General features: G+C 40.5%; 9 protein-coding genes. All 9 read right to left on the bottom strand.

Going from position 1 to position 14,165, the window contains the following annotated elements; genetic code table 11:
- Positions 1-9: 9 nt before the first annotated feature.
- The 9 genes from JJN14_RS03595 to JJN14_RS03555 all read right to left on the bottom strand — a co-directional run bounded on the left by JJN14_RS03595 (position 10) and on the right by JJN14_RS03555 (position 14,160).
- Positions 10-939, bottom strand: a complete 930-nt coding sequence (locus JJN14_RS03595) for an N-acetylmuramoyl-L-alanine amidase family protein (RefSeq protein ID WP_201058936.1) — start codon at positions 937-939, stop codon at positions 10-12.
- Positions 940-988: 49 nt separating this feature from the next.
- On the bottom strand, positions 989-1,606 hold the full coding sequence (locus JJN14_RS03590) for an alpha/beta fold hydrolase (RefSeq protein ID WP_201058935.1): 618 nt from the start codon (positions 1,604-1,606) through the stop codon (positions 989-991).
- Positions 1,607-3,328, bottom strand: coding sequence for an aminodeoxychorismate synthase component I (gene pabB, locus JJN14_RS03585; protein ID WP_201058934.1), 1,722 nt, complete (start codon positions 3,326-3,328; stop codon positions 1,607-1,609).
- A 72-nt stretch (positions 3,329-3,400) separates the two neighbouring features.
- Positions 3,401-9,298, bottom strand: coding sequence for a ZmpA/ZmpB/ZmpC family metallo-endopeptidase (locus JJN14_RS03580; RefSeq protein WP_201058933.1), 5,898 nt, complete (start codon positions 9,296-9,298; stop codon positions 3,401-3,403).
- A gap of 2 nt (positions 9,299-9,300) precedes the next feature.
- Positions 9,301-9,864 (bottom strand): TIGR01440 family protein, encoded by a 564-nt coding sequence (locus tag JJN14_RS03575; RefSeq protein WP_201058932.1) that lies wholly within the window; start codon positions 9,862-9,864, stop codon positions 9,301-9,303.
- 114 nt (positions 9,865-9,978) lie between these two features.
- Positions 9,979-11,670, bottom strand: coding sequence for a cache domain-containing sensor histidine kinase (locus JJN14_RS03570; protein WP_201058931.1), 1,692 nt, complete (start codon positions 11,668-11,670; stop codon positions 9,979-9,981).
- Entirely contained in the window at positions 11,667-12,404 is a 738-nt protein-coding gene (locus JJN14_RS03565) for a response regulator transcription factor (RefSeq protein ID WP_201058930.1), read from the bottom strand. The genes JJN14_RS03570 and JJN14_RS03565 overlap by 4 nt, the downstream gene beginning before the upstream one ends.
- A gap of 70 nt (positions 12,405-12,474) precedes the next feature.
- Entirely contained in the window at positions 12,475-13,587 is a 1,113-nt protein-coding gene (msrB, locus tag JJN14_RS03560; protein WP_201058929.1) for a peptide-methionine (R)-S-oxide reductase MsrB, read from the bottom strand.
- A 9-nt stretch (positions 13,588-13,596) separates the two neighbouring features.
- Entirely contained in the window at positions 13,597-14,160 is a 564-nt protein-coding gene (locus JJN14_RS03555; protein ID WP_045607294.1) for a redoxin family protein, read from the bottom strand.
- Positions 14,161-14,165: the final 5 nt, after the last annotated feature.

Raw genomic sequence — 14,165 nt, 5'->3', positions numbered from 1 at the left:
TTTAATTTCTTATTTAACCCATTTACCTGAACCATCTACACGATAACCATCTGGTGTACGTTCATTAACAGCCATTTTACCGTTTGATTTAAGATAGTAATTGCCTACCCAAGTGTTACGAGCGTAACTGCCTTCTGATGTCAAGTAGTAATATGATTTGTAGTTACTATCATATATCCACTCACCTTTAGCCATCTTACCATCTGATTTGAGATAATAATTACCTGACCAAGTATTACGAGCGTAACTGCCTTCTGATGTCAAGTAGTAGTATGATTTGTAGCTACTATCGTAGACCCACTCACCTTTAGCCATCTTACCATCTGATTTGAGATAATAATTACCTGACCAAGTGTTACGAGCGTAACTGCCTTCTGATGTCAAGTAGTAGTATGATTTGTAGCTACTATCGTAGACCCACTCACCTTTAGCCATCTTACCATTTGATTTAAGGTAGTAAGCTCCTTGCCATGCATTTTTTGCATAAGAACCATCTGATTTCAAATAATACCAAGCTTGATAAGAAGAGTCATAAATCCATTCGCTCTGTGCCATTTTACCATCCGCTTTCAGATAATAGCTTCCCTGCCAAGCATTTTTCACTGGATTTCCATTTCCATCAAAGTAATACCATGCACCATCCTGCTTAACCCAGCCACTTGTTGTTGCTGAACTTGTATTGTTTTGAGCCGAAGTTGATTGCTTTGCTTTGAAAGCACCTTTTGGAGCATTTTTCAATTCACACGCCACACCATCATGATCACGGTCTAACTTGGCAGAATAACCAGGTTCTCCCTCATGAATATCCGCATATCCATTCGCCCAAGCTTCCTTACAGCTAGAAAAATGAATGTTTTCTTCCGCTAACACAGGCTGTGAAAACAAGGCTAAAACTGGCAAGGTAGCCAGACTCATTTTAAAAAATAGACGTTTGTTCATTTCTTTCTCCCATAATTATGATATCGTTTTCAATATTATTTTATCAAACTTATTTCAGCAATTCAAGAAAACTTCTAGTTATTGCTGCAAACTCTTTTGGTTTGGCTCTATTCAAGACATGAGGACCGTCAGGGATAATCTGGAACTGGGAATTTGGCATCAGTTCTTGAATAGCTTTCATTGAACTGAGATTAGGCTTATCTTGACTACCACAAATTAACAAAGTTGGATAGGGACAATTCTTTGCAATCTCTCTTAAATCAAGTGTTTTTAATTCCTCAGAAACTCCAACCAAAAGCGATTTATCTGCTCCCTGTTTTTCAAATACCCTTTTGGGGAGTAGTTTAAATATCAGCAACTGAATGTAAAAAGGGATATTGCCAGCTAGTTTCAATGGACAGCCTGACAAAACCAAGGCCTGAAGATTTGGCAAATCGTAACTTGACAGCTCTAATGCAAGTGCAGCTCCTAAGGACAAACCGATTAGGACAAAAGGTTCTGTCTCCTCTGACAAGTGCTGATAAATGCGCTCCTTAGCTTCTTGATAGGTAGCAACTCCGGAAGGAAATAACTCTAGGGCTTCAGAAGGATAATCTACAAGCAACTCTTGCACTTCTTTCCAACTATCTGCTGACTGACCTAGGCCATGTAAAAATATTAATTTCATTTAGTTCTCCCTTACTGACAGCTCATACAAGCCCCTGACTGCATTACAGCCATAGATAGCTTCTGCTTGGGCAAAATCTGCCAAGGTCAAGACTTTCTCTTCTATCTGTCCTGTTTCCAGCAAATGCTGACGGTAAATGCCTGGTAAGATTCCAAGTCGGACTGGCGGTGTATAGAGTTTCCCATCGATTTTCAGAACCAAATTTCCGATAGAGGTTTCAAGAAGTTCTCCAGACTTATTGTGGTAAATGATCTCTTGCTCCCCTAGGTTCAAATGCGGTCGGTGAGTCGTTTTGAAGTAGGTAAAGGATTGATTCAAATCCGCTTCTTGCAGACAAAGTTTGGCCTGACAAAAGCTTGTACTGAGGGGTGTCAATACTTGGCGTTCAACTTCTATCTCTCCAGACTTGCTGAGAGAAATACGCAAGCGGTAATCTTGACTAGCAGCACAAGCCTGACACTCTTCCTCTATCTTTTGTCTCAATCCATCTTGATCAAATGGAAAGGCAAAGTAACGACTAGCCTTTTGTAGTCTTTCTAGATGTTGATTTTCAAAGAGCAAGGTTTTCTGGCTGATTTTCCCTGTAGTAATCAGTTGGAAACGAGCTTGTTTACGATAGAGAACAGCTGCCTTTTGATGAACTTCACGGTATTCAGACTCCCAGGTGCTATCCCATGTAATTCCTCCGCCAACTCCATAGATGGCTTTCCCTTGATACAGTTGAATAGTCCGGATAGCAACATTAAAAATCCGGCGTCCATTTGGAAGCAAGAGACCAATCGTTCCACAGTAGACTCCACGCGGTTGTGGCTCCAAGTCCTTGATAATCTCCATAGTCGCAATTTTCGGTGCTCCCGTTATGGAACCGCAAGGAAAGAGAGAACGGAATATTTCTACAAGGTCAACATCCTCTCGCAACCGACTCTTGATGGTCGAAGTCATCTGCCAGACAGTTGAATACTGCTCCACTTGACACAAACGCTCCACATGCTCACTCCCCACCTCAGAAATACGATTCATATCATTGCGCAAGAGGTCCACAATCATCATATTTTCAGAGCGATTTTTAGGATCCTGCTCCAACCAACTAGCCTGTTCAAGATCTTCTTGGTCAGTCACTCCCCGCTGAGTCGTTCCCTTCATTGGTCGTGTTGTCAACTCGCGGTCATTTTGCTCAAAAAAGAGCTCTGGGCTCATGGAAATCACTGCCATCTCGTCATGTTCAACATAAGCATTGTAGCCCGCCTCCTGCTCTACTACCATACGATTGTAGATGGCAAAAGGATTGGCACTTAAGTCTTGCTTGAGTTGGACGGTGTAGTTGACCTGGTAGGTGTCCCCCTGCCGCAAATGATGATGAATCTGGGCAACAGCCTTTTCATAGTCCGCTGCAGACGTTACTTCCTGCCAGTTTGAAGGCAAATCAACCTCATCATAAGTCAGAGGAATAGGGGATGTTTCTACCCTATCATGAACGGTAAAAAATAGCAGGTACTCTGCCAGTAAAGGAGCTTTATGAACTGCTAATTTCTCCTCAAAAGCAGGTGCAGCCTCGTAGCTGACATAGCCCACCACATAGTAGCCCTGCTCTTGGTAGCTTTCCACTTGTGCCAGCAAGTCTGCCACTTCTGCTACATTTCTCGTTTTCAACTCTTTAATCGGCTGGGTAAAGGTGTATCTCTCCCCCAAAGCCCTAAAATCAATTACTGTTTTTCTATGCATATTTCAAGTATAGCATAAAAAGGCAGATCCAGACAAAGCTGATCTACCTTTTTATTATTTTCTTACTATTGATTATGCTTTAGTGAATAAATCACCAGCAAATCCATCTGATTTTTGCAAGAGTTGTTTGTAAACCTTCCATTTAAGATCTACAGTATTCTTGAAATCATTGCCTTGAAGATCTTTTTCGACAGCGGCATCAAATAAGGTCTGAAGTTGTGCGTAAGTTGAAATCTTTTGACCATCGATTTCAATTTCAACAAAACCTCTTTGGGCTTTTTCGTGTACTTCATGATACCATGCTTTCTTCCATGCTTCTAAGCTTTGGAATTTGCCGTTAGAAACTTTATTAATAATAAAGTCATCACCAAGACCTACATTACCAGCAGCTTTAGATTCTTGCTTGTATTTGTTTGATGCATAACCTAAGAATCCGTCTAAATAACCGAAGTATCCCCACATACGGAAGGTATTATGTTTGAATGAGATTGAACCAACCGCACTCTTACTTGTATTACCACCATAAATACCTGTCATCATATTTACTACAGTATAAGCAGAATCAAATCCTTCAGTACGGTAATGACCATTTCCTGGTAATCCATGTTTCGTTGCAAAGTTTCCATCAACCAGTTGATCAATACTTGTCAGCTTCGTATTCTTTTCGTCATCATTCAAATCACGAACTAAATCCCATTGATGTGGCTCACCAACTAAGCCATTGCGATCCGCTTTTTCACGATATTTCTTATCGATCTTCTTGAACCACTTATCATTTGTTCCAGTATTTTTCTTGATTACAGACTCAGCTTCTAAGTAATCAAGCATCATCATGGATTCATTGTAATTCTTCATGTAGTGGTCGATTTTCTCACGACTATTTAACACATTCGGATTATAGTTGTAAATTTGATTTCCATCATTTTGACGTTCGTAAGCCATGTTTAATCCTAAGGCACCATATTCACCATTTGGATTGGAAACTGATGGTGATTGTAACATACCTTGAGCAAAGGCTTCAACATCTGTTCCTTCACGGTGACGCCATGTTCCTAAGTAGGCCATACGGTCATTGATGTGAGTTGTTTCGTGAGTGAATGCAGATGTACCAAAATCACTAATCATGCTAGAGATAATGTAATATACAGCCTCTTGTGGTTGTGGATTTTGGAAGATATAAGCGTATGCACCCATTCCATTGTATCCGTGCCACTTATCAGTCGGACCATAGAATTCACGAATTGGAGCAAAATCGCCTTTCTTCGTATGTCCCATACGGTCAACCCATCCCAAACCTGGTACATCATGGTTATCCCAAATGGCAGATGGTACCATATTCTCACTCTTAAGAAGATTATTTCGTACATTATCAGCAGCAAGTCTTGACCAGAAGTCTAAATAATTAATTTGTTCTTGCGCACGTAAATCAACTTGCTTCTTGAACGCTTCACGTTCTTCTGCCGTATTCTTACCATATTTCTCAAATGAACTAAACGCAATGGTATTATAGGTCGTAATTAAGATCATATGCGCTTTCTTCAGGTTCAGAAGTGGTAGAATATAACGTCCGTGATGTCCATTATTAATTACTTCATACAATTTATGTTTCTTATTCGCAAAATCAGGATTTGATGATTGTTTCTCAACAACATAAGCGTTATCTGCAATGTTGTTCTTGAACCAAGTATTCATATCTGTTTCACTAGTGAATAATTCCATGTTGTACTTCAGGAATTCGTGTAAGTTAGCTTTACCAGTAGCACTTGCAAGAGCTCTGTTAAATGCATCATGTGATTGATCACCTTTTAGGTTATTACCATTTGATGCGAAGCTGATTAATCTATCAAGTACGTTAACGTTCTTACCGTAGAAATCAGGTTTGAAGGTCATCATATTTTTGATATTTAATCCGTCAAATTTAATTCCATAGTATTGGTTTAAGTAAGCCAGAGCTAACATGATTTTAGCTTTGTTATCTTCAACTTTTTTAATCAATGCACGTTTAGCTGCTTCGTCCGTATTTAATTGATGGTCTTCATTTTCAACTAAAGCTTTAACTAAAGCATCAAGATTATCTTTTACTTCTTTGAAGCTTTCTTCCATGTATAACATCTTAGGATTGTTATTAATCTTACGAACTTCATCTGAATCAAGTTCAACAGAAGCTAATTTAGCTTTGATATCGCTGATCAATTGTGTCCTATCTTTAACAACCATATTTGGTGTATAGACAATATCACCCAATCCTTCAATACTATATTCACGAACTTGTTGAACCTTAGATTCTTTTTGTGTAATAGCCTTAATTTCTTTCGTCTTATCAGCATAATGAATCATAATATGGTCAGCATCTGATAAGTCGGTCACAAATTGTCCATCTTTCATACCTGTAACAGATAAAACTTCAGTAGTTAGTAATTTAGAATCTGCAGGAATCTTGTTCCCTTGGTTGACAATCCATTCTTTATTGTAGAATGGTTGAAGTTTTTCGATGTTACGATAAGCAAGTTCGCGAGATACGTCATAATCTTGAGTATCTTTATAAGTATCTGTTTTTGGTTTTACGTTATTAAGTGCATCTTCAACAAGAGGTTTAATTTCAAACTTATCAGCTGTAATTCCGAATGATTCTATTTTTTTATTTGCATCTTCTAGGCTGATTTCTTGGATTCGATTACTACGAGAACCGTTAAATGAGTGAGAACCTTCACTCACATCTTTAACAACGTAGTTTCTTTCAATCCAGTTTTTTGTGTAATATCCACCTTCTGCTTCTAAATCTCTAGAACCGTAGAATTCTTCACCGTTTTTGACTTTCATCATTGAAACTGTGTCAGCAACACGCCCCCATGTCCAGTTTTTACTAATGAAACCACCTACCTCAACAGGGTTCTTCACATCAATAGTTCCTTTAGTAACAGCGTTACGAACAGAAGCGTATTTATCAATACCATTAGGATCAGAACCATTATCTGTTCTAGCAACAAGACCACCAACACGTGCTCTATCTGCAACAATATCAGCATCTACGTATGCATGTTTAATATTACCACGCCAAAGTTCTCCGGCGATACCACCAAGATCCCAACCTTTATTACCGACACCTGTTAGTTTACCGATGAAAGCAACATTTTTAAGAAGTCCACCAGTATCTCCTTTATTTACGATACCAGCAATACCATCTTTACCAAGGATACTACCAGTTACCTTAACATTTTCAACTGTGGCATTTTTAATTACTCTTGATAGTGCGGAAATATTTTCAATCCAAGGCATATTAATATTAACATTACCTAAGTTAATGTTTTTAACTGTACCGCCTTCAACGTTATCGAATAACTGACGAGCCATATTATGAATGGTATATTGTTTACCGTCAACACTTGTTAAAGTTCCGCTAAATTTACCAGGTACATATTGTTTATTCGGAGTTGGTACATTTGCTGCATTCAAATCTGCACCAAGTTTAAAGGTACCACTTGGATTAGCTTTCATAGCCGTTACTAGGTCGTTAAAGCTATAATATACATCACCATCGTGTGCTTTTTGTTTTTCAAAGTAATGAACATACTCTTCGTTCAGTGTGTTGTCAGCATTCCGTTGAACTAAGTCTGGTGCTTTGGCAGTGACCTTATACAGGGTCTTGCCATCAACTGTGACTTCTTCAATTTTGTCAACAGCAAGTCGTGTAACCTTGTTGTCGTGAGCGGTCACTCGTAGATAAAGTGGGGCAACATCAGCTGGTTTTTCTGTAAGCAAACTAGTATCTGTTTCGTTACCATCAGCGTCCACACTCATCAAGCTTGTTTCTTTGATGTTTTTGATTTCAACTTTTTTGAGGTCAATTCTTAGAGGTTCTTCCTTCAGAACTTCTTCCTCATCACCCTCACCACGGTCATAAACCATCTTCGTTTCAAGTTTATAATCCTTGTAGTACTGCAAATCTGTCAGGGTCGTTGTCAAGTCGTCTGGTGAAACATTCAAGGTTTTGACAATCTCATCACCTTTTTTCAGAGTTAAGGTAATAGATTTAATGGCTGCCTTACTTGGATTTTCCAAATTATAACGAATTTGAGATGATCGTTTCAAATCATTAACATCAACAAGTGACAAACTTAAGATTGGTTTTTCAAAGTTTTTAGTTCCTAATTTGACGATACGATCTTGGTCTAACTCCAGAACCTGTTCCACAATTTTAGGTGCTTCTTCAGTTTTTAAACCTTTGAGAGTTTTGTAAGTCTTGGTAACTTTTTTCTGCCCATCTTTTCCTTCTTGGACAGTAACTCTTTCACCCTTTTTCAGTTGGTCATCTTCTTTAAGAACTTCCTTAAATGGAATCTTTTCAAGACTTTCTTCCACCAGAGTTCCTTCAATTGGTTTTGTCCCACGGCTTATTTTTTTAGTGACTGGTTCTTTGACAACAGTAGTTGTTGTATTTAAAACTTGCTCAGTCTCAACACCTTCGAGAGTCTTATAAGTCGTTTTGGTAATTTTACTGCCCTTTTCTCCATCTTGAACTACAGTTTCTTCATCCGTATATTTGGTTGGATCCTCGATAATTTCTGTCTTATAGTCAATCTCAGTAGTAGTTTCTTTCGTAACCGCTCCCTCAGTTACTTTGTACTCAGGTAACTGTTCTTGTATAAGGGCTTGACCTGCTTTACCTTCCTCTTGTGTACCTTTTACTTCTACTTGGGCTTCTGGTAATTTTGGCTGTGTAAGAGCTTGACCTGCTTTGCCTTCCTCTTGGGTACCTTTTGCTTCAACTGGAGCCTCTGGTAGTTCTGGTTGTGTTAGAGCTTGACCTGCTTTGTCTGCCTCTTGGGTTCCTTTTGCTTCAACTGGAGCCTCTGGTAGTTCTGGTTGTGTTAGAGCTTGACCTGCTTTGCCTGCCTCTTTGGTTCCTTTTGCTTCAACTGGAACCTCTGGTAAGGTTGGTTGCGTTAAGGCTTGACCTTCTTTGCCTGCCTCTTGCGTTCCTTTAGCTACCTGATGCGTTGGTTCAGCTTGTGGTACTGGAGTTGGGGCAGGTTGCTCTTCTTTCTTAGTTCCGACTGCAATGACTTGCGAAACAGGATTTTGAACCACTTGGTCTTCGATGACTTCTCTAACTTCTTGACCATTAACCATCGATACTTTGGTTACAATGCGACGCTGACCATTTACTCCAGCTGTGACGATACGAGTCTGTCCTTCTGCTAGATTCGCATCTGGACTTGTGATTGTTTCAAAAGGAATCTCCACCAAGCTCTCTTCCAGTCTTGTCTGATGTTTCTCAGAAACTGGTGTTTCTTGAACTACTTCTGTCTTCTCGATTTCATTTGCACTTTGCTTTTCTACTGGCAACTGAGGCTTCTCAGCTGAAGCTGGTCTTGATGGGTGAAGTTCTGCTTCCTTGAAGTAACCAATATATTCATAGCCATCAATGTGGATAATCCCTTCAGCCAAACCTTCATGTGTAGAAGCCGAAATAGTTTGGTTATAAGAAAGCAATTCTTTATTTTCAAACGCAAATGTGGTGAAAGGAACAAAGTTGCTTGCACCAATCGAACTAATTAATAAGACACCAAGCACCTTACCACGATGTTTTTTAGAGATTAATAAAACAGCCAAAGAAGCCGTAGCCAACCCTATACCAGCCAAGGCTAATTCTTTACTCCCTGTATAAGGAAGTTCTTGGTAGGTACTAGCTTTCTTGCGATAAACTACATAGAGAATATCATCATCTTGAAATTCTGTTGGAACCTCATGATGAATCAGGGCTTTTTCAGACTCGGTCAATTCCTGCTCCGCCAAATAACGATAATGAACGCTATGAGCTCCACCAACTTCATTGGCTTGTACCTTATCTACTGAAAGGGCACTGGCACCAAAAAGGAAGGCCCCGATTGCTACAGGACCTACCCCAACAGTGAGCTTACGAATCGAATATTTGGTGATTTTTTCTAGTTGTTGTTTTGTTTTTCTCATTCTCACGACTTTCTAATAGAATCTTGCGGATAATGCGCACGCGCACCTCCGATTAATTTGGGACGACTTGCAAGAGCCGTTACATGGGCATGCCCAATTTCTCTCAAAAGAGGGCGAATCGGAACTTGAACATGCTTGACATGCATACCAATTGCAGTGTCTCCGATATCCAATCCAGCATGGGCCTTGATAAATTCAACCTCAACTGGATCCTGCATAAACTTGAAGGCCGCCAATTGACCCGAACCTCCTGCATGAAGAGTAGGAAGGACACTGACGATTTCCAGACCAAACTGCTCTGCAACCTGACGTTCAACAACGAGAGCCCGATTGACATGTTCACAACCTTGAACGGCTAGATGAATTCCTTTTTCCTCTAGGATATCTAGAATGGTTTTCACAATGATTTCCCCAATTTCTTTGCTGGATTCCTTGCCAATCTGACCACCTATCACTTCACTAGAAGAAAGGCCCAAAACAAAGATAGATCCTTGCTTCAAATTGGCCTTTTCCAACACATCTTCTACAATCTGGCTTGTTTCTCTTTGAATGTCTTTTTCCTTCATACTTGATACCTCTTTTGTCACTATCTATCATATCGTTTTTTCTTGTTTTTAGCAAGATAGACAACCTAGAAAGCTTGCTCAATTACGCATAAAACTCCCAGAATTAACTGGGAGTTAGCTAGTTTCTATTCTATTTATGTATATTTCAACCGTCGTCCCTTTGTCGGGTGCAGAATCAATCTTCATCTGATAATGTTCTCCAAAATGAAGATTGAGTCGTTGGTCAACATTTTGAAGACCTACTCCTCCACGTTTGAGCTGACTCTGACTACTATCGCCAGCATTTTGAAATCCAACGCCGTCATCCTCAATGCGGATGACTAGTCCTGAATCCTGTTTCTGAACAGAAACCTTAATATGTCCCTGACCTTCCTTTTCCTTAATGCCATGGTAAAGAGCATTCTCTACAAGAGGTTGTAACACCAACTTGGGCAAGACTAGATTATCAAAGGCAGGATTTTCATCAATTCCATATTCCAGTTTATCCCCATAGCGTTGTTTCTGGATAAAAAGATACTGGCGGACATGATTGATTTCGTCAGACAGGCAAATCAAATCTTTACCCTGATTGAGCGCTAGGCGGAAATAAGTCGCCAAGGACTTGGTCACTTGCACCACTCTCTGACTATCCTGAAATTCAGCCATCCAGATGATGGTGTCCAAAGTATTGTAGAGGAAATGGGGGTTAATCTGGCTCGACAAGGCTTGAAGTTCATACTGACGGGTCGTTTCTTCCTGCTTGCGCACATCTGCCATCAGCTGATCAATCTGATCCAACATGGCATTGAACTGACGAGTCACTTCTCTCAACTCATATGCACCAGTTTCCTTGGCACGCAGATTTTGTGTACCAGAAGCAATTTCCAGCATAGTTTCTCTCAAGTCATTCAGAGGAGCAATCCAGCGTTTAAGACTAAACCACACCAAGCAGAGACAGGCAAGAAGAGATGTGAAACTGGCTCCAAGCAAGGTCCACATGAGTTGACTCCGAACCTGGTCTAACTTCTCCAACGAAGACACGCCAAGCACCGTCCAATCAGTTCCAGCAATCTTTTCTTGACTGACATAGGATTGGTGGTCTGGAGTGTAACCCTGCCCTGTCTTAATATAGGGTTTCATGGCCTCCATTTCGCTAGACGAACTATAAACTGTGTGTTGAGGATGATAAACAAATTCATGGTTTTCATTGATGATAAAGGCAAAGCCCTGATGACCCAACTGAAGTTGGTTAAGATAGGCTTCCAGAGTTTCATAAGAAATATCCAAACGAAGTACACCCAGATTGGCTCCCTTTGCATCAACAAGTTCCTGAGTGACAGAAATGACCCACTGACTGTCCGATTTACGAGCTGGGGTCAAAACTGGCATGGCTCCCTGATGAATAGCCTTTTGGTACCAATCCTCAGTCATCATATCTGAGGAGGTTTTCATTTGCACACTATCATCCGTAGAAATGACCTGACCTGATTTGGTGACCAGAACTACCGTTTTCAAGTCTTGGTCTGCCTTTAAGATGGTCAAAAACAGATTTCGGATTCCCTTGACCTTGTCTTGACTGGGATTCTCAGCATAGGCTAGGACATCCGTCTGCTGGGTCAAACTAGTCGAGGTGGTTTCTAATTTTTTGATATAAGACTGGATAAAGTGGCTAGTTTGGCTGATAGTCGTCTGGCTATTGCCTTCAATGGTAGCCTCAATGGCTGATGAACTAGATCGATAGTAGAAAGTCCCAACAACAGCTAGGAGAATGAGAAAAACCAGAAAGATGGAAATAACCATTCTAACTAGAAGAGACGAACGCTTCATCGACCTTCTCCCTTCTTAAACTGACGAGGTGTCACACCCGCAATCTGTTTAAAACGTTGGGTAAAGTAGTTCATATCTTCAAAGCCAACCTTCTCTGCAATCTCGTAAATCTTCAGATCTGTAGTTAAAAGCAAGATTTTGGCTTGTTTAACACGTTCTCTCACCAGATAATCCTGAAAAGGCAGGCCCAACTCTTTCTTAATCAAAGAACTCAGATAAGTCGGGCTAAATCCCAAGTCACTGGCTAAAGATTTTAAACTAAATTGGCTATCAGCTAGATGAGAATGGATTTTCTGGGCCAAGTTTCCTTCAAACTTATCGGTCAGTAAACCTTGTAACTGCTCTTCTTTCTCTTCCTTGTCTAGTTTTTGCTTTATTTTCCCCAACATTTCCTCAATATCCTGACGAGAAAAGGGTTTAAGCAGATAGTCGTCCACACCGAGTTTGACAGCAGACAAGGCATAATCAAAATCATCGTAGCCTGTCAAAAAAACTAGATGAACCTGAGGATAGGTTTCTCGGACCAGACTGGCTAACTGGATACCATTTAGCTGGGGCATGTTGATATCAGTTAAAACAATGTCTGGCACTTGCTTTTGAATCAGCTCCCAAGCCTGCCTTCCATTTTCAGCTTGACCGATGATTTCCATATCGTAGGCTGCTACATTGACCAGCTTGGTCAAGCCTTGTCTTACCAGATACTCATCTTCTACGATTAAGATTGTGTAGGTCATGCTTCTCTCCTTTGTCACTTACTAGTATCAGTATAGCAAAATTCTCCTCTAACTGCTTAGGAAAGACCTCTTAATCTACATAATCTAGTAAATAAGCGTAGCCTTTTTCTTCCATTTGGTCTTTAGGAATAAAGCGGATAGAGAGACTATTAATACAGTAGCGTAAGCCCCCCTTGTCCTGTGGGCCGTCCGTAAAGACATGGCCAAGGTGAGAATCTCCAACTCGGCTCCGCACTTCCATGCGTGTCATATTGTAGGACTTATCTTCCTTGTAGGTGGCAACATCTGGACTGATGGGTTGGGTGAAACTAGGCCAGCCACAACCAGACTCGAACTTATCCTTTGATGAAAAGAGGGGTTCGCCAGTTGCCACATCCACATAGATACCGGATTCGAATTTATCCCAGTAGCGGTTTGAAAAAGCTCGTTCTGTTTGATTTTTTTGGGTAACTGCATACTCCTCAGGTGACAAGGTCTTTTTTAATTCTTCATCACTTGGTTTGGGGTATTTGCTGGCATCGATGACAGGATAGGCCGCCTGATTAACATTGATATGGCAGTAGCCATTTGGATTTTTCTTGAGATAGTCTTGGTGGTAATCCTCAGCCACTACAAAATTCTGCAAGGCCTCCTTTTCAACTGCTAGAGGTTGATCGTATTTCTTAGCAACTTCATCAAAAACTTGGTTAATCACCTCTAAATCCTTGTCATCTGTGTAATAAACACCCGTACGGTATTGGGTCCCCACATCATTTCCTTGTTTATTTTTGCTGGTTGGATTGATAATTCGGAAGTAATGAAGCAGGATTTCTTTGAGAGAAATTTGATTAGCATCATAGGTAATATGGACAGTCTCTGCATGTCCTGTTTGGTTAATCAATTCGTACTTGGTTGTTTCCCCTCTACCATTTGCATAGCCTGATACGGCATCTGTCACACCGGGAACGCGTGAGAAATATTCCTCAACTCCCCAGAAACATCCCCCAGCCAGATAAATTTCGTGCAAGTCTGCATCTTTACTCACTTCTGTTTTTTTCACTGTTTTTCCTCCTTGGCTAACTGCTGCTTTCTCAATTTGCGAGCTATCTGTCTGCCCTGCATTTCGCATCAATAGAAAATAGAAACCGGTTATGGCTAGGAAAAAAATCCCTGCCAAGACAAACAATTTTACTTTATCATTCATGACCTTTCTCTACCCCATTTCTTTCAATGTTTTTAAAATCATATCCTTATCCATAAAACCAGGTTGCGTTTTGACCAGCTTTCCTTCCTTGTCTATAAAGGCTTGAGTTGGGTAAGAACGGACACCATAACTTTCCAAAAGTTTACCTGATGGGTCAATTAGAACTGGGAAGTTTTTATAATCCAAACCCTTGTACCAGTTCTTAAAGTCTGCTTCTGCTTGTTCCCCCTTATGTCCAGGTGACACTACCGTCAAGACCACATAATCATCACCAGCATCTTTAGCAATTTCATCCGTGTCAGGAAGACTAGCTAGACAGATGGAACACCAAGAAGCCCAGAATTTGAGATAGACTTTCTTGCCCTTGTAATCAGACAAGCGGTAGGTCTTGCCATCTACTCCTGTCAGTTCGAAATCAGCAACTGCCTGACCTTTAGTCGCAGTTTGCGAACTAACTTGTTCTGTTTTTGTTTGCTCCTTCATAGTAGCTTCGTCTGACATATTTTTAGCCGAACAGGCTGCCAAACAACAGATTGATCCTACTCCAAGGAGACATGTTTGCCATTTTTTCATTTCTT

The sequence above is a fragment of the Streptococcus mitis genome (genome assembly GCF_016658865.1).
In the GTDB taxonomy this organism is placed as follows: domain Bacteria; phylum Bacillota; class Bacilli; order Lactobacillales; family Streptococcaceae; genus Streptococcus; species Streptococcus mitis_BT.
The sequence above is the reverse complement of the archived record's forward strand: the minus strand, read 5'-3'. Positions and strand labels throughout refer to the sequence as shown.

Coding starts and splice junctions, on each gene's coding strand:
- JJN14_RS03575 (WP_201058932.1), bottom strand. CDS start 9,864: ATGAAGGAAAAAGACATTCAAAGAGAAACAAGCCAGATTGTAGAAGAT.
- JJN14_RS03595 (WP_201058936.1), bottom strand. CDS start 939: ATGAACAAACGTCTATTTTTTAAAATGAGTCTGGCTACCTTGCCAGTT.
- JJN14_RS03580 (WP_201058933.1), bottom strand. CDS start 9,298: ATGAGAAAAACAAAACAACAACTAGAAAAAATCACCAAATATTCGATT.
- pabB (WP_201058934.1), bottom strand. CDS start 3,328: ATGCATAGAAAAACAGTAATTGATTTTAGGGCTTTGGGGGAGAGATAC.
- JJN14_RS03555 (WP_045607294.1), bottom strand. CDS start 14,160: ATGAAAAAATGGCAAACATGTCTCCTTGGAGTAGGATCAATCTGTTGT.
- JJN14_RS03570 (WP_201058931.1), bottom strand. CDS start 11,670: ATGAAGCGTTCGTCTCTTCTAGTTAGAATGGTTATTTCCATCTTTCTG.
- JJN14_RS03590 (WP_201058935.1), bottom strand. CDS start 1,606: ATGAAATTAATATTTTTACATGGCCTAGGTCAGTCAGCAGATAGTTGG.
- JJN14_RS03565 (WP_201058930.1), bottom strand. CDS start 12,404: ATGACCTACACAATCTTAATCGTAGAAGATGAGTATCTGGTAAGACAA.
- msrB (WP_201058929.1), bottom strand. CDS start 13,587: ATGAATGATAAAGTAAAATTGTTTGTCTTGGCAGGGATTTTTTTCCTA.